12 protein-coding genes are annotated in these 15,734 nt (G+C 60.6%); 11 read left to right on the plus strand and 1 reads right to left on the minus strand.

Annotated elements, in window-relative coordinates:
- Window positions 1–2 precede the first annotated feature (2 nt).
- Genes tssH through AWM79_RS21135 form a run of 5 tightly spaced genes read left to right on the plus strand, consistent with a single transcriptional unit; the run spans window position 3 to window position 6,847 of the window.
- Window positions 3–2,561, plus strand: a complete 2,559-nt coding sequence (tssH, locus tag AWM79_RS21115; RefSeq protein ID WP_060783718.1) for a type VI secretion system ATPase TssH — start codon at window positions 3–5, stop codon at window positions 2,559–2,561.
- A gap of 35 nt (window positions 2,562–2,596) precedes the next feature.
- Window positions 2,597–3,457 carry a hypothetical protein gene (locus AWM79_RS21120; protein ID WP_156430138.1) on the plus strand — a complete coding sequence of 287 codons (861 nt, stop codon included), beginning with the start codon at window positions 2,597–2,599 and terminating at the stop codon, window positions 3,455–3,457.
- A 33-nt stretch (window positions 3,458–3,490) separates the two neighbouring features.
- The gene (locus AWM79_RS25770; RefSeq protein ID WP_017133686.1) at window positions 3,491–4,276 is read left to right on the plus strand and encodes a hypothetical protein; all 786 of its coding nucleotides are present in this window, start codon (window positions 3,491–3,493) and stop codon (window positions 4,274–4,276) included.
- Window positions 4,277–4,282: 6 nt separating this feature from the next.
- Window positions 4,283–6,292: a type VI secretion system tip protein TssI/VgrG gene (gene tssI / locus AWM79_RS21130; protein ID WP_017133687.1), complete on the plus strand. Its 2,010-nt coding sequence runs from the start codon at window positions 4,283–4,285 to the stop codon at window positions 6,290–6,292.
- Window positions 6,293–6,301: 9 nt separating this feature from the next.
- Window positions 6,302–6,847, plus strand: coding sequence for a toxin-antitoxin system YwqK family antitoxin (locus tag AWM79_RS21135; protein ID WP_060783720.1), 546 nt, complete (start codon window positions 6,302–6,304; stop codon window positions 6,845–6,847).
- 3 nt (window positions 6,848–6,850) lie between these two features.
- On the opposite strand, the gene AWM79_RS21140 is transcribed toward AWM79_RS21135, so the two are convergent.
- Window positions 6,851–7,246, minus strand: coding sequence for a DUF4280 domain-containing protein (locus tag AWM79_RS21140; RefSeq protein WP_060783721.1), 396 nt, complete (start codon window positions 7,244–7,246; stop codon window positions 6,851–6,853).
- 100 nt (window positions 7,247–7,346) lie between these two features.
- Between AWM79_RS21140 and AWM79_RS21145 the strand changes: the two genes are divergently transcribed.
- The 6 genes from AWM79_RS21145 to AWM79_RS21170 all read left to right on the plus strand — a co-directional run bounded on the left by AWM79_RS21145 (window position 7,347) and on the right by AWM79_RS21170 (window position 15,637).
- Window positions 7,347–8,210, plus strand: a complete 864-nt coding sequence (locus AWM79_RS21145) for a LysR family transcriptional regulator (RefSeq protein ID WP_060783722.1) — start codon at window positions 7,347–7,349, stop codon at window positions 8,208–8,210.
- Window positions 8,211–8,368: 158 nt separating this feature from the next.
- A complete protein-coding gene (locus AWM79_RS21150) occupies window positions 8,369–8,908 on the plus strand; it encodes an RNA polymerase sigma factor (RefSeq protein ID WP_060783723.1) in 540 nt (179 codons plus the stop codon).
- The gene (locus tag AWM79_RS21155) at window positions 8,901–9,875 is read left to right on the plus strand and encodes a FecR family protein (protein ID WP_060783724.1); all 975 of its coding nucleotides are present in this window, start codon (window positions 8,901–8,903) and stop codon (window positions 9,873–9,875) included. Before AWM79_RS21150 ends, AWM79_RS21155 begins: the two co-directional genes overlap by 8 nt.
- A 96-nt stretch (window positions 9,876–9,971) precedes the next feature.
- A complete protein-coding gene (locus AWM79_RS21160) occupies window positions 9,972–12,932 on the plus strand; it encodes a TonB-dependent receptor (RefSeq protein ID WP_060783725.1) in 2,961 nt (986 codons plus the stop codon).
- Between the two features lie 64 nt (window positions 12,933–12,996).
- Window positions 12,997–13,842 carry a TonB family protein gene (locus AWM79_RS21165; protein ID WP_074862022.1) on the plus strand — a complete coding sequence of 282 codons (846 nt, stop codon included), beginning with the start codon at window positions 12,997–12,999 and terminating at the stop codon, window positions 13,840–13,842.
- Between the two features lie 370 nt (window positions 13,843–14,212).
- Window positions 14,213–15,637 (plus strand): IS1182 family transposase, encoded by a 1,425-nt coding sequence (locus AWM79_RS21170; RefSeq protein WP_017129764.1) that lies wholly within the window; start codon window positions 14,213–14,215, stop codon window positions 15,635–15,637.
- Window positions 15,638–15,734 lie beyond the last annotated feature (97 nt).

A 15,734-nucleotide genomic window follows, 5' to 3' on the forward strand; every position in this document is an offset into this window, starting at 1 on the left:
GCATGGAACTGGGCAGCCTGATCGGACGCCTCAATGCCGACAACCGTCGCGCCCTGGAAAAGGCTGCCCAGCGCTGCCTGCAACGGGGGCATCACTATGTGGAAATCGAGCACCTGTTGCTGGAACTGCTGGAGATCGAAGGCGGTGACTTTGCCTGGCTGCTGCCGCGTTTCGGCCTGGAGCGCGATGCCTTGTCGGCGCAGATCAACCAGGCGCTGGAACTGTTCAAGTCCGGCAGCACCCGCACCCCGGCCCTGTCGGCACAGACCATCGGCCTGCTGGAAGATGCGGTGGTCCAGGCCAGCGTGCTCGGCCTCGATAGCATTCGCTCGGGGTTGTTGCTATTGGCCCTGCTCGATCGCGATGAGCGGCGCAGCCTGCTGCTCAACAGCGCCTCGTCGCTGCTGAAGATTCCTCGCGATACCCTGCGCGCCAATCTGCTGGAATGGACGGAGAACTCTCGCGAACACAGCGGGCCGAAACGTTCGACTGCCGCTGCCAAGGAGAAGCCCGCCCAGCAGAACACGGCGCGGGACTCAGTGCTCGACCAATACACCCAGGACCTCACCGCCGATGCCCACGCTGGGCGCATCGACCCCATCGTCGGCCGCGACGGCGAGATCCGCCAGTGCATCGATATCCTCCTGCGGCGCCGGCAGAACAACCCGATCCTGGTGGGCGCGCCGGGGGTCGGCAAGACGGCAGTGGTCGAGGGCCTGGCCCTGCGCATTGCCGCCGGCGACGTGCCACCCTCGTTACAGGAAGTCAGCCTGCGGGTGTTGGATCTGGGCCTGTTGCAGGCCGGGGCCGGGATCAAGGGCGAATTCGAACAACGCCTCAAGGGGGTGATCGATGCGGTTCGCACCGCCGATAAACCGATCATCCTGTTTATCGACGAAGCCCATACCCTAATCGGCGCAGGCGGCGCGGAAGGTGGCAGCGATGCGGCCAATCTGCTCAAGCCGGCGCTGGCCCGAGGCGAATTACGCACCCTCGCCGCCACCACCTGGATGGAATACAAGAAATACTTCGAGAAGGACCCGGCCCTGGCCCGGCGTTTCCAGTTGGTGCAGGTTGAAGAGCCCAACGAAACCACTGCCGTGGAAATGCTCCGGGGCGTGGCCGCCAAGCTGGAACAGCACCACGGCGTGCAGGTGCTGGATGCGGCGATTCACGACGCAGTCAAGTTGTCCCACCGCTACATCTCCGGACGACAACTGCCGGACAAGGCCATCAGCATTCTCGACACCGCCTGCGCACGGGTCGCTCTCGGCCAGCACGATATTCCGCCACCATTGGAAAGCCTGCGTCATCGCCAGCAGAGCCTCAAGGAAGAACTCGACCGCTTGCGCCGCGAACAAGCGACGGGGCTGGATCATCGTGAACGCATCACCGTGCTGGAAAGCGAATCCACCGACAATCTGCAAGCCATTCACGAGCTGGAAATCCGCTGGGGCGAAGAGCGCGAGGCCGTGCGCGAACTGTTGGAAAAACGCCGTGAATTGCTCGCCTTGAGCGACAGCCTGGACAACGGCAAATCCGACGAAGAAACCGACAGTCGCATCGACACCCTGGCCGCCGAACTGGTGCGCCTGGAAGCCGGGCTCGATGCCATTCGCCAGGACGATCCACTGGTACCCGAACAGGTCGATTCGAAAACCGTGGCGGCGGTGATTGCCGGTTGGACCGGGATTCCCGTGGGCAAGATGCTCGCCGACGAAGCCCATGCGGTACGCACCCTCGGCCAACGCATGGGCCAGCGGGTGATGGGCCAATCGGCGGCTCTGGGAACCATAGCCCAGCGTTTGCAGGCCTATCGGGCCGGGCTGACCGATCCACAAAAACCGGTGGGGGTATTTCTGCTGCTTGGCCCTACCGGCGTGGGCAAGACCGAAACCGCTTATGCCCTGGCGGACGCCTTGTATGGCGGCGAACGCAACCTGATCAGCATCAATCTTTCCGAGTACCAGGAAGCCCATACCGTCAGCCAACTGAAAGGCGCCCCGCCCGGCTATGTCGGTTATGGCAGCGGTGGCGTACTGACCGAAGCCGTGCGGCGCAAACCTTATTCGGTGGTGCTGCTGGATGAAATCGAAAAGGCCCACCCGGACGTGCTGGAAGCGTTCTACAACGTCTTCGACAAGGGCGTGATGGAGGACGGCACCGGGCTGGTGGTGGACTTCAAGAACACCGTGATGCTGGCGACCAGCAATGTCGGTGCGCAATTGATTCTCGATACACCGATTGCGCAGTTGGGCAACGATGCCTTTAACGAGCGTCTGCGCAAGGTGCTGGTGCAGGCCTTCCGACCGGCGTTCCTGGCACGCATGACAACAGTGCCTTATCGGCCACTGGACGAGACGACGCTGGAAGCAATCGTCCTGGCGAAACTGGAGAAGCTGCGCGAGCGCTACAAGGCGGCCACCGGCAAGCAGTTCGAGTTTGATGCGGGGATTGTCAAGGCGGTGTTGGCCAAGTGCAGCGCGGCGGGTGCCCGCGATGTCGAGAACGTATTGATGACACAAGTGACCGGAAAGTTGGCGGAATGGGTACTGGAGTGAAGACTAGTGGCCTGGACTCTATACAGGGACTTACAATGTCGTTTTATTACCAAGTAACCAACGTAAAGAATCTATTCAGCATCAAACTATATGGCCTGGCTCCGCGAGTGAATCGGCCTGCGGGCCTGGCGCAGGGGGCTACGGCCCAAGATCGCACGGCCAGCGAAGCGGGAAAAGTAGAAAGTTTTGTCCGAGAATTCCTTTTCAAAATTCTTAAAGATGGGCATAGCATAGAGAGCATACTACAAGCAGCGAATCCAGGAATCATCTTAGAACCGCCGCTGATCACAGGTGAAATAGACTATTCCACGACTCCACCGACGCGCATTGACAATCTATGGCTCGATGCTAACAGCCAAGAATATATCGAGCGTTACTGCAAACTCCTTGGAAAAGGCACTGTCAACAAGAGCAGCTTCAAGGCCCTTAAACTGGACACTTACACTAACTACAAGAAAGCCTACGCCTCTCTGGCAAGAGCCTTCATTGCAATCAACCCCGATCATTTTCTCACGCAACTAGCCATACGCCACGTCAGAACCTACTACGAAATAGAATTCATGGTCGCCGGCACGAACATCTACTTCTTCGATCAACAAAACATGATCATAAACTATGGAGGTTATGTAAAAACCATTGGCGGGGGGTTGTACGAAAAAATGGCGCTACTCAGGGTTCACCAAAGCAACCTTGGAAAATTATATCCAGACTCCGCACAAGGCAACGCCGTCACCAGCAAAAACAGCGTACCCGCGACAGCCATCGAGTTCATCATTGGTGCTTCACTGGAAAGTGTCAACACCGGAACGATATTCAACAATGGAGAATGGCATGCGCTGTCAACGATAAGTTTTACCAAACTGTCCGAGCATCTGCCCGCGATAACAAAATCATAAATACAACAATACAAAAAATGCGCTGAGAGAAAAATGACCTCCATCAGAATCCTGACATGGAATAGCACCGGGGAAAGTCCGGCCAAAGCCATCAGCCTTGGTAATCAGGCGGTGAATCCGGGAGGCTACTTGGGTCATCCATTTATCGATGTCTACCTGATTCAGGAAGCCCAACAAGCCCCCGGCGGGGATATCAGCAACTACCTGACGGGGCTGGCAGGCTACACAGTCCATCACATCCAGGAAAACCTTGGCGGCGGTGGAAAGGGTTATATATGTGCCACTCGTGACCTGAGCGTTACCGTGACAACGCCATTGACACTGTGGAATTACGCGGCTGATCCTCTTTTCATGTTATGGCCCGGCCGCAACGCCTTGCAGGCATCCAGCTGGACACCTCCTGCCAGAACCCCAGCCTATACACTGGTGACCGTCGGCGCGATAAACATTCTATTGATTACCTGGCATGCGCCCTTGGGCGTATCGACCCTGCCGATCATCGTCGGATCGATGACCGGCGGCGCCTTGATCGACGCTTACCTGGCATTCGATCACAGCCAACTGCTTAGCAACCCAATGGTGGCGGTGGGTGTCGTTCCCGACTTCATCGTGATTGCCGGTGATCTCAATGCAAAGCCGGCCGCCTTGGGTAAAAACTATTTCGGCTATACGCCGCTGGACGATTTCGACGGCGTTTCAAATAACCTCGACCACATCCTGGCAACCTCTCCGGCACATATGCACTTTCATTTTTCCCAAGACTACAGCTACGGAACAGCCAGCGTTCATGACATCTTTTGCGCCCGCCTGCACTGGTGATAATTGATGCCCCGCTCAGTCGATAGCAACACCAGTGTGTCACTCAGCGCTTCGTCACTGTCGGCGCTTTATCCGCAATCCCTTTGCGGCGAAGAAGCCCTGAACCAACTCGGCCAATACCACCTGCTCGGCCTCAACGACGGCCCCTCCCTCACCCTGAGCAGCGCCATCGCCAGCCACGTCACCACAACCTTTCATCACGACGCGCTGATTCGCCCACTCGATGCGCTGGTCGCCGAAATCCGCCAACTGCCCGCCGATGCCACCGCCGAGCGCTACCAACTGGTATTGCGCCCCTGGCTCTGGTGGCTGACGCTCGCCAGCAACAACCGCGTGTTCCAGAACCTCAGCACTTCGGATATCGTCACCACGATCTTCAAGGCCCATGCCTTCAGTGACTTCAAACTGTCGCTCAGCGCCAGCTACACCCCGCGCGCATACTGCATCCAGTACGGCGAGACCGATTTCGCCTTTGTTTCGCGGCTGCTGGAGGAAGAAGGCATCTTCTGGTTCTTCACCCATGAAGACGGCAAACATACCCTGGTGCTGGCGGACAGCAATGATGCTTTCCCGCAGATTCCCAACGGACCGAAAGTAGCGTATCTGGGCCAGGAAATCGGCGTGCGCGAACTGCACGGCATCCGCTGTGGCCAACAATGCCTGCAGGCCGTCGCCGGGACCTATCAGACCACCGACTACGAATTCACCACCCCGACCACGTCGCTTTATGCCCAGGCCGAAGCCGTTGCCGGACCGCGCACGGTGTATGAACACCCCGGCGGCTACACGGCCAAGGCGCGTGGCGACACCCTGAGCAAGCAGCGGCTGGACGCCCTGCGCGGCCAGGAAAAACGCTTTGTCGGCGAAAGCGATTGCCGCTGGCTGGTGCCGGGTCACTGGTTCACCCTCACCGGCCATGATGACGCCAGCCTGAATATCGACTGGGTAGTGACCTCGGTAACCCACGAGGTCGATCACGAAAACTACCGCAATCGCTTCGAAGCGATTCCCAAGGCGAGCGCCTTTCGCCCGGCGCGCAACACGCCAAAACCCCGCATGCACACACAGACCGCCCTGGTGGTGGGCAAGTCCGGCGAGGAGATCTGGACCGATGAATACGGTCGGATCAAGCTGCAATTTCCCTGGGACCGCGATGGCAAGCATGATGAAACCAGCTCCTGCTGGGTGCGCGTGGTCCTGCCTTGGAGCGGCAAGGGCTTCGGCATGCAGTTCGTGCCGCGGATCGGCCAGGAAGTGATCGTCACCTTTATCGACGGTGACCCGGACCGGCCATTGGTCACCGGCTGTGTCTATAACGGCGACAATGCCCTGCCCTACGCGCTGCCGACGAACCAGACCCAGTCCGGGATCAAAACCAACTCGTCCAAAGGTGGCGGTGGCTTCAACGAACTGCGTTTCGAGGACAAGAAGGACGCCGAAGAAGTCTTTCTCCAGGCCCAGAAAGACTTCAAGATCAATGTGCTCAACGACACCACCGCGACCGTCGGCCACGATGAAACCCTCACCGTACAGAACGCCCGCACCCGCACGGTGAAGGACGGCGACGAAACCGTGACCCTGGAAAAGGGCAAGCGTAGCGTCACCCTCCAGACCGGCAGCGATACCCTCGATGTGAAGGACAGCCGCACGGTGAAGGTCGGCGCCGACCAGACCCACAGCACCGGTGGCAATTACCAACACCAGGTCAGCGGCAACTACAGTCTCACCGTGGACGGCAACCTGACGATCAAGGTGACCGGCACCCTGACCCTGCAGAGCGGCGCCAGCTTCGCCATCAAGAGCGATGCCGACCTGGCGGCTCAGGCCGCGACCTCCATCAGCCAGAAGGCGGGTACTTCGCTGAGCAACCAAGCCGGCACCTCGCTGGATAACAAGGCCGGTACCAGCATGACCAACGACGCCGGCATCAGCCTGACCAACAAGGCCGGTGCCGAACAGACCGTGGACGGCGGCGGCATGTTGACCATCAAGGGTGGCCTGGTGAAGGTCAATTGAGGAGCGCCCATGAGTGACTCGACCAAACTGGACCTGATACGCGGCGACAGTCGTCTCACCGGTCGCCTGCTGGATGAGCGGCTGACAGGACCACTGCAGATCGAGGAAGCCGGACGCCCCCAGGCCAGCCTGAACTACAGCCAGGGCGAGTTGCAGGGGTGGTCGACGCTCTATCACTCCAATGGCAAGGTCTCGGCGCAAGTGCCCTATATGGCCGGCAAAACCCACGGTATCGCCAGTTTCTTCAGCGCCGAAGGCGACTTGCAGCGCAAGGCGGCTTATCGCCACGGCCTGCTGCACGGCGAGGCGAGCAACTACTTTGCCGACGGTGGCGTGGCGCAGGTCGAGCACTATCGCGATGGCGTGCGTGATGGCCTGTACCAGCGCTTTCACCAAAACGGCCAACTCGCCCTGAGCAGCCGTTATCGCAACGGCCAGTTGCTCGATGCCGGGCAAGCCTACGCCGAGGACGGTCGTCCGCTGGATGCCGAGGGCAAGCCGATCTCGCGCTGGCGCTGGTGGTGGTTGCGCCGTGAAGGTCAGGAGGAGATCTGAGCTTCAGGGAATCAGCATCTGTACCTGTCCCGGCACGACGATCTTGATCACCCCGCCCCACGTACACATCACGCAGCTGTTGGCATCCAGTGCCGGCATGCCGCCCAGCAGCAAGGTCGGCGGACCACCGGGAATCCACGGTGTGGCGGTGGCCGGAATGCACGGCATGGGCGTCAGCACGCCGAGGGCGGCGGCGGTCGCGGCGGCCACCATGGGATTGGCGATGCTCTGGCACATGGCAAACGTGCCGATATTCACCAGCGGGATGTAATCCATGATAGTCGCTGCCGGCATGCTGCTGGTCAGGGTCCGATTGATCGGCAGTACGTTGAGCAGACCCGGCGCGGCGCCGAAGCTGCATTGCAAGGTGGCGCCGCTGCACACCTGGGGACTGCCCATGGGGATCTCCTCTTCGTGTTGGCTGTGAGACAGTGCCAGCGTAGACCAGAACAGGTGGTTAGCGATTACACTGTCATTTCCTCCGCGCCCCGGACGCCCCATGGATATCGACCTCGCCCGCACCTTTCTCGAAATCGCTCGCTACGGCAGCCTGGTGGCCGCCGCCGAGAAACTGCATGTGACCCAGACCGCGATCACCGCCCGGGTGCAGAAACTCGAAAGCCAGCTCGATGCCACGCTGTTTGTGCGCAATCGTGCCGGCGCCAGACTGACCGCCGATGGCGAGGCTTTCGTGGTCTACGCCAACCAGTTGGTGCAGACTTGGGAAGCCGCTCGCCGCGATCTGCCACTGCCGGACGGTTTCAACAACGTGCTGCATATCGGCGGCGAGGTCAGCCTCGGCAACCCGCTGATCCTCAGTTGGGCCAAAGCGCTGCGCGAACAGATCCCGACCCATGCGCTGCGCACGGAAATCCGCGACGGCGAGCAGTTGCTGCGCCAGCTCGAACTGGGTGTGCTGGATGCCGCGCTGGTCTATCAGCCGGCGTACTGGACAGGGTTGCAAGTTGAGCAATTGTTGGAGGAAAAACTGATCTTGGTGCGCTTGACGCAACAGCCCGAACCCTATGTGTATGTCGACTGGGGCGAGGGCTTTCGCCGTCAGCACGACGCCGCCTTGCCAGACAAGGCGCGGGCCGCCGCCAGTTTCAACCTGGGGCCGGTGGCCTTGCAGTTCATCCTCGGCAACGGCGGCTGCGGGTATTTCCGCGCTCGGGTGGTGCAAAGTTATCTGGACAGCGGCCTCCTGGAGCGAGTGCCCAAAGCGCCGGAGTTCAGTTACCCGACCTATCTGGTGTACGCCCGCGAGCGGGACTCGGCCACCTTGCAGAAGGCTTTCGAGTTGCTGCGCGAGATCGTCAAGGCCGGCAGTGACTGGTCCCAGCGCTGGGACTCGATGATCTGAGCTTCAGGCCAGGCTGATCAGGCGCACAGGCTTAGTCGCGCTCGAAAAAAACGCTATTGATAATTACTCTCAATTGATCTACCGTCGCGTCGCCGCGCTTGCGGCGGCCTTCGTAAGGATTACCCTCTCCCGGCGGAAAGGGTATCGAGAGTGTTTTTGTGACAGACCCAGCCGCACGGCTCCAGCTCTACCTCAGCCATCGACCCGCCTTGATCAACTACGCCAGGGCAGTGGTGGGCGAACACGCGCAGGCCGAGGATGTGGTGCAGGATGCGTTTCTGCGCTTCAACGATCGGCAGCATGATCCGGTCGAACAACCGACCGCCTACCTGTACCGTATCGTGCGTAATCTGGCGCTGGATACCGTGCGCCGCCAGGCCAGCGAAAAGCGCCAGATCCAGAGCCCGCCGTCCTGGTTGCGACCGGCGAACCCGCTGTCTCCCGAACAACGCGCGCTGCACAGCGCCGATGCCAGCCAAATAGCCCGCACCCTGGCCGGTCTGCCCGAACAGATGCGGATCGCCGTCGAGATGCATCGCCTGGGTGGATATACTCTACAGCAGATCGCGGCCCACCTCGGCGTCTCGCTGTCCACCGCCCACCGTCTGGTCAAGGAAGCCATCGTCCACCTGGCCGCCAGCCTCGAGCCCCATGACCGGGCGCCGCTCGTGTCCCGCAAGGAAAGCCCCCATGCCTGACTCCTCGCCCCTCCCGCCGGTATCACAGGCCAGCCTTGAACAGGCAGCCGAGTGGCTGTTGCGCCTGGAAACCGCGCCGGAGTGTTTCGATGATTTCGATTTATGGCTGCACAGCCAGCCGGAACATTTCGTCGCCTGGGCACGCGTCAACCAGGCAGTGGTTGCGTTGGCTGAACAGCCAGCCACCGGCACCGGACACTGGCCGGCCACATCGCCGCCCAGGTCCATGGCGTCCACGACATTGCCACGGCCACGCTATCGCCTACGTCGGCGCCGGCTGGTGGCTGCCTGTGCGAGTGTTTGCGCCGTGGCTCTGGTGCTGTTACTGAACCCTGGGTGGCACAGCGACTACAGTACCGGTACCGGGCAGACGCGGCTGATCTCGCTGGCCGATGGCAGCCAACTGACCCTGGCCCCGCAAAGTGCCGTGGATGTGAACTTCGCGGGGCCCCTGCGACAGGTGAAACTGCTTCGCGGCGAAGCGTTCTTCGAGGTGGTCCACGATGTCACCCGGCCCTTTGAAGTGCAGCACAACGATACGGCGGTCCGCGTGCTGGGCACCGCCTTCGATGTCGCGCAAAACGAGGCGGGACTCAAAGTCGAAGTGCGTGAAGGCGCGGTCGGGGTCACCCACCAGGGCCAACCCTATCGCCTGAGCCCAGGCCAGCGCCTGTGGATCGAACGCCGCAACGGGCGAGTCAGCCAGACACAGATCGCCACTCAGGAAATAGGCGGTTGGATCGACGGGCCGCAGTTCTTCGAAAACGCCAGCGTCGCCCAGGTGGTCGAGCAATTGCGGCGTTATCAGCGCGGCTGGATCGTACTCGACGAAAATCTGGCCGGCCAGCGCGTCACCGGCCTCTACGACCTGCGTGATACCCAGCGCGCCTTGCGGGCCTTGGTGGCACCGTTGGGCGGCGAGATCAGCCAGTATTCGCCACTGCTGAGCGTGATCCGTAAAAAATAATTATATCCGCGCTGAAAAAAACGCCCGAGGTGTTCGTCTTTGTTGCTTTTATATTGCGAATGAGTCGCAATATATTTTGCCTGGAGACGAGGAAGCATGCGTCAACGATCACAATCGCGCCCGATAGCCGGGCCTGCCAAACGCCCTCACACCCCGCTCGCCCTGGCCTTGCTGGCAGCGCTGCTGGGCACGGTCGGGCTGGGGAGCGACGGCGCGCTGGCGGTCGAACAGAGCTGGCCGGCCGATAACGCTCTGCGCTCGTTCAATATTCCCGCGCAACCGCTGACCACCGCCCTGAGCGCTTTTGCCCGCCAGGCCGGCCTGCAACTGGGGCTCGCAGCGGGTCTGGTCGACGGCTTCCAGGCACCCGCCGTGCAAGGCAGCTACAGCCCGGAGCAGGCACTACGCCTGCTGCTCGGCAACACACCGATACACTGGACGATCGATGATCAGCGCAGCTTGATCCTGAGCCGCAGCCGAGCGAGCGAGCCTGGCAACGATGCAGCGGCTGACGACCTGGACGACTCGCAGTTGCTCGGCGCGGTGACCATCAAGGGTGGCAAGACCAGCCGACTCAACGGCGATGCGGCGCGAGTTTACAGCGCCGCACGCTCTTCGGCGTTCATCTCCGCGCAAACCCTCAACCGCTTTCGTGGCAGTTCGGTCGGCGACATGCTCAAGGGCGTGCCTGGCGTGCAGGTCGGTGACAACCGCAACGGCGGTGCCCTGGATGTGAACATCCGGGGCATCCAGGGCCAGAGCCGGGTCCCGGTGACCATCGATGGCAGCCAGCAGGCCATCGACGCCTATCGCGGCTACGGCGGCATGCAACAACGCAGCTATGTCGACCCCGACCTGATCAGCGAAGTAACCGTCAACAAGGGCCCCAGCCTCGACGCCGACGCTGCGGGCGCCATCGGTGGCATCGTCAAGATGAAGACCCTGCAGCCGGCCGATATCCTGAAAAAGGGTGAAACTGTCGGCATCCGCCTCAAAGGCGATATCGCCAACAACAGCAGCGAGCGTCCCAGCGAGTACAACGCCAAGCCGCGCCATGGCGGCAACAGCCTGGCTGATCTCGACAGTCACTCGGGCAGCCTGGCCTTCGCCAGTACCAGCGAACACTTGGACGTGGTCGCCGCTTACTCCCATCGTCAAAGCGGCAACTACTACGCCGGCAAGCAGGGTTTCAAGAAATACCAGGTGTTCAAGAACGTCCGGCGCTGGGATCCGGCGACCCACCAATATATCACCCGCACCGAGGAGCAGAATGGCCCGGCCAAGGTCTTCAAGGCTGGCGACGAAGTCCTCAACACCTCCAGCGACAGCGAATCGGCGCTGCTCAAGATGACCCTCAAGCCAACCACGGAGCAGTCGCTGGAGCTGGGTTATCGCTACACCGATAGCCAATTCGGCGAGGTCATGCCCTCGCGAATCATCCGTAACACCAGCGGTACAGTGCCGCAATGGGCGCCTGGCAAGATGCGCATCAATGCCTACACTGCCCGCTATGCCTTCAAGCCCGAGGACAACCCACTGGTGGACCTCAAGGCCAATCTCTGGTTGACCCAGGCCAACAGCCTGATGTTCAACGGTCTGAGCACCGTGACGCCACTGGGTGGCTCGCCCAGCGAGCCCGATCAACTCAGTGAGGACGGCTATCGCGATGCCTTGCGCAACGAAACCAAGAACACTCGCTGGGGCTCCGACATCAGCAACACGTCGCGCTTCACCACCGGCGTCGGTGATTTTGCCTTCAGCTACGGCGGCTCCTACCAACATGAAAAGCTCGGTCCCGGCGACCATACTCCAGTGTTGCAATCGGATCTCGACCAGAACCGCTTTATCCGCAGCGGCGAACGCCAGGAAGCCAGCCTGGTCAGTTCGCTGCAATGGAATCCGGTTCAACGCCTGACCCTGACCGCCGGCGGGCGCTACAGCGAATTCCACAGCAAAGACCACAACCGCCTGGCCACGCCAAGAACTTTCGGCGAGCGCCCGGTGCGCTGGACCTGGTTGCTCAGGGGAGGCAAACGCATCGGCTATGTGTACTGGGCGCCAGACCAGAACGGTCAGTTCACTAACGCCTCGCTCAATGCCACGCCTTATGAAGGCGGCACGGTGGCTGGCAGCGGCTACGACAGCTTCGACGCCAATGATCCGCAGATTCAGCAATACCCGACCTCCTACAGCTACGCCAAACCCATCGAACGCCGGGCCCACGCCTTTACCCCCTCGATCAGCGCGAAGTTCGACCTGACCCCCGACAGCTTCGTCTACGCCAGCTACACCGAAGGCGTGCGCATGCCGAGCCTGTTCGAATCGTCCCTCGGCCTGTTCACTGCCGCCGTTCCTGGCGCCGACCTGAAACCCGAACGCAGCAAAGCCTGGGAGTTGGGCGCCAGTACGCTGCGCAACGACTGGTTGACCGAGGGCGATACGGCGGCGTTGAAACTGGCGTACTTCAATAACAAGATCCAGAACTACATCACCCGCGATTATCTCGACATCTCCGCGGGCAACCTGCAGAACGTCGACAGTTTCACTGTGCGCGGCCTGGAGCTGCAGTCGAGCTACGACATGGGACGGCTGTTCGCCGACTTCTCCGCCACTTACTACATCGACGCCAAGACCTGTGCGCCGAACCTGGCGCAGCAGATGCGCAACGACGGCACCCCCAATACCCCCAATTGCGTCTCCGGCGGCTTCCCCGGTTCCTACACCAACACCCAGAACCCACCGAAATACTCGCTCAACGGCACCCTGGGCACACGTTGGTTCGATAACCGCCTGACACTCGGCATGCGCCTGGTCTACAACAGCGCGCCGACCGCCAAGCTGAACAAGGACTGGAACGAAGGCATCACCACCAACCAGATCTACTACCAGACTTCAGCGGTCTACGACGCCTTTGCCAGCCTGGAAATCTTCAAGGACACCCAACTGGATTTCACCGTGCAGAACCTGACCAACGTCTACTACGTCGACCCACTGGCGCAAAGCTTTATGCCAGCGCCGGGCCGGGCCTTGCGCACCGGTCTGACCATGAAGTTCTGAGCCCTATCACCCCTGACAAGAACGGGCTACTCTTGGCGGGAGCGGCCCCTGTACCGAGAACACTGTGACTGACCTGATGATGGCATCGACCACCTGCGGTACGCTCCAACGGCGTCCCCCCAATTACCTGCAAGGCGACGGCACCCGGCGCTGGAGTCTGGCGATCTTGGCGACTCTGGGGGTCTATGCCGCCGTGGCGGCATTTCTCCTGTATGACGCGCCGATTCCGACGGCCACCGCGCCAGCCGCAATGATGATCGAACTGGCGCCCGTGCCGGTGGCCCAGGTGGTCCCGGAAGACCTGCAGGTCGCCCCTGACAAAACCGTGACCATGCCATCGAACGCAGCAATGCCGGCCAAGCCCAGGGCACTAGCGAAACAGGCAAGATCACAGGCTCAGAAACCCGTGCCCAAGCCCGTGGCCCATCCGTTGCAGAGCACGCCGCAGCCCGCCAGGGAAACCCTGGTCTCGCCTTCCTCCACGGCGCAGCCAGCGCGCCAGAATGATCAGGACGATGCCGACCAGACCTCCCCCGCCGCTGCCTCGACCGCCACGGCGCCGCCCAAGACTGAGGCCATGCCGGCCGAGCGCACGGCGGCGAGCCAGTCCTCCAGAGGCGCTGCCGACCCGGCGTTGCGGGCACAGTGGGAGTCGCAGTTGCTGGCGCATATCGAACGTTTCAAGCGTTACCCGCAAGGTGCCCGCGAGCGAGGTGATCGCGGCACAGCCTATCTGCGCTTCGAGATCGACACCGAGGGCCAGGTGCTGTCGGCGCGGATCGCCAGAAGCTCGGGGCTTGCCGAACTGGACCAGGCGGCCCTCGACATGATCCATCGCGCATCCCCCGTCCCACGCCCCCCGATGGGGAGCGCGAGCCGCTTCACCGTGCCGGTGGTGTTTGCCCAGTGAAATCCATTCAACAAGAGCCGCGAATCGACATGAACCCACCCGCCGCCCATGGCCCTCACCGACGCGGACACGATAGAGCTTCAACGTCGAGTTAGTCAGTGCAAAATCGCGGGCACCGATCAGCGGGAGGAGATAGGCCATGGGGTCGATCCGATCCGTCGGCCAGCGTTTGATCGCCAAGCGTTGGCGGCGCATCGGCGGTAGCCGCCGAATGGGCCAGTCCTTCCCGGCCACCAGAGCGGGTATCCGTCGGGGTCCGACAGCACGCCAAAACGAAAAACCCGCCAAAACAGACTGTGTGAAAACCTAGCAATCTGCGCAGTGCTCGAAGAAAATGCTCCGTATCGAAAGATACGGAGCATTTTTCGTTATGGCTTACATCCAGGGACAGTCCCGCAGCCAGACCAGCCTGTTTCCGGTATCGCTGGAAGAGTTGATCCCCGAGGATCACCTCGTTCGCGTTATCGACCTTTACGTCTCCAAACTGGATCTGGTGCGACTAGGCTTTGATAAAGCACTTCCCAAAAGCACCGGCCGGCCTTCTTACGATCCAGCCGATCAGCTAAAACTTTACCTCTACGGTTATTTCCAGCGGATCCGTTCATCACGGCGCCTCGAAGCCGAGTGCCGGCGCAATATCGAAGTGATGTGGCTGATCAATCGACTCAAGCCCGATTTCAAGACCATCGCTGATTTCCGTAAAGACAACAAACCCGCTTTCATCGCGACGTGCCGGGCTTTCGTCCAGTTTTGCCGCACTGCCGGCCTGATAACCGGTGAGTTGGTAGCCATTGATGGCAGCAAGTTTCAGGCGGTCGCCTCGTCCCGGCGTCACGTGAATTTGAAGCGGCTCCAACACCAAGAGAAGAAGCTGGAAAAGCGCATCGCGCAATATTTGGCCGAGCTGGATGAGGCGGATAGAACCGAAGCCGGCGAGAAGATTGACCGCAATGCGATAAAGGCAACTTTGGCGCAACTTGAGGTCAGGCATTCCAATAACCTGACGTGCCAGGCGCTGATGAAATCAATGGAGCTTGAGCAATTCAATACCCACGAAAGCGATGCGCGAATGCTGCGAACGCACAAAGGGCCTCGGGTCGGGTACAACGTGCAGACAGCCGTGGACGCTGAGCACTGCATGATCGTGCACCATGAAGTGACTCAGGACAGCGATGATCGCAAGCAACTTGAACCGATGGCCAAAGCGGCCAAGGAGCAACTTTCGCAAGATGAACTGACGGTCACCGCGGATGCGGGCTACTCCAATGGCAAGCAGTTCAAGGCCTGTGAGGATCAGAACATCACGGCTTATGTACCTGTGGCGCGATCACTCAACTCCTGCGGCAAGGAACAGGCATTTTTCGATCGAACAGCATTTGCCTACGATGCGTCACAAGATCGATATCAATGCCCTGCCGGAAAATGGCTGATCTTTAAACAGATCAGCAAGAAAGGCCGGATCTACCAAGCGGCGGTCAGCGACTGCTCAAGCTGCCCGTTAAAAGCGCAATGCACCGACGCCCAACGCCGATATATCTCACGCCACCTGCACGAAAAGGCTTTCGAGCGGATGGAACAGCGAATGCAGGCGCACCCCGAAATGATGGTCAGCCGAAGATCCATCGTCGAGCATCCCTTCGGCAACCTTAAACAGTGGTTATTTGGCAACGCTCGCTTCTTACTGCGACAGCTTGAGGGCACGAGGGCTGAAATGGCCCTGGCGGTGAACGCCTACAACCTGAAAAGAGCGATTAACGTGCTTGGCGCACGTCAGTTGATGGCGTTGATGGGCTGAAAAGCCTTTTTTCGTCTGCTGTGAGCACAAAAGCAAACGCCCCGAACAAGTCGGGGCGTTTGCTGGAACCACCATTAGTGTGTTTTCACACAGTCTG

Source organism: Pseudomonas agarici (assembly GCF_001543125.1).
Classification (GTDB): domain Bacteria; phylum Pseudomonadota; class Gammaproteobacteria; order Pseudomonadales; family Pseudomonadaceae; genus Aquipseudomonas; species Aquipseudomonas agarici.

What these genes read in the sequence shown, in the direction of transcription:
- AWM79_RS25770 (WP_017133686.1), top strand. Translation starts at nt 3,491, where the DNA reads ATGACCTCCATCAGAATCCTGACATGGAATAGCACCGGGGAAAGTCCG.
- AWM79_RS21170 (WP_017129764.1), top strand. Translation starts at nt 14,213, where the DNA reads ATGGCTTACATCCAGGGACAGTCCCGCAGCCAGACCAGCCTGTTTCCG.
- AWM79_RS21160 (WP_060783725.1), top strand. Translation starts at nt 9,972, where the DNA reads ATGCGTCAACGATCACAATCGCGCCCGATAGCCGGGCCTGCCAAACGC.
- AWM79_RS21145 (WP_060783722.1), top strand. Translation starts at nt 7,347, where the DNA reads ATGGATATCGACCTCGCCCGCACCTTTCTCGAAATCGCTCGCTACGGC.
- AWM79_RS21120 (WP_156430138.1), top strand. Translation starts at nt 2,597, where the DNA reads ATGTCGTTTTATTACCAAGTAACCAACGTAAAGAATCTATTCAGCATC.
- AWM79_RS21155 (WP_060783724.1), top strand. Translation starts at nt 8,901, where the DNA reads ATGCCTGACTCCTCGCCCCTCCCGCCGGTATCACAGGCCAGCCTTGAA.
- tssH (WP_060783718.1), top strand. Translation starts at nt 3, where the DNA reads ATGGAACTGGGCAGCCTGATCGGACGCCTCAATGCCGACAACCGTCGC.
- AWM79_RS21135 (WP_060783720.1), top strand. Translation starts at nt 6,302, where the DNA reads ATGAGTGACTCGACCAAACTGGACCTGATACGCGGCGACAGTCGTCTC.
- tssI (WP_017133687.1), top strand. Translation starts at nt 4,283, where the DNA reads ATGCCCCGCTCAGTCGATAGCAACACCAGTGTGTCACTCAGCGCTTCG.
- AWM79_RS21140 (WP_060783721.1), bottom strand. Translation starts at nt 7,246, where the DNA reads ATGGGCAGTCCCCAGGTGTGCAGCGGCGCCACCTTGCAATGCAGCTTC.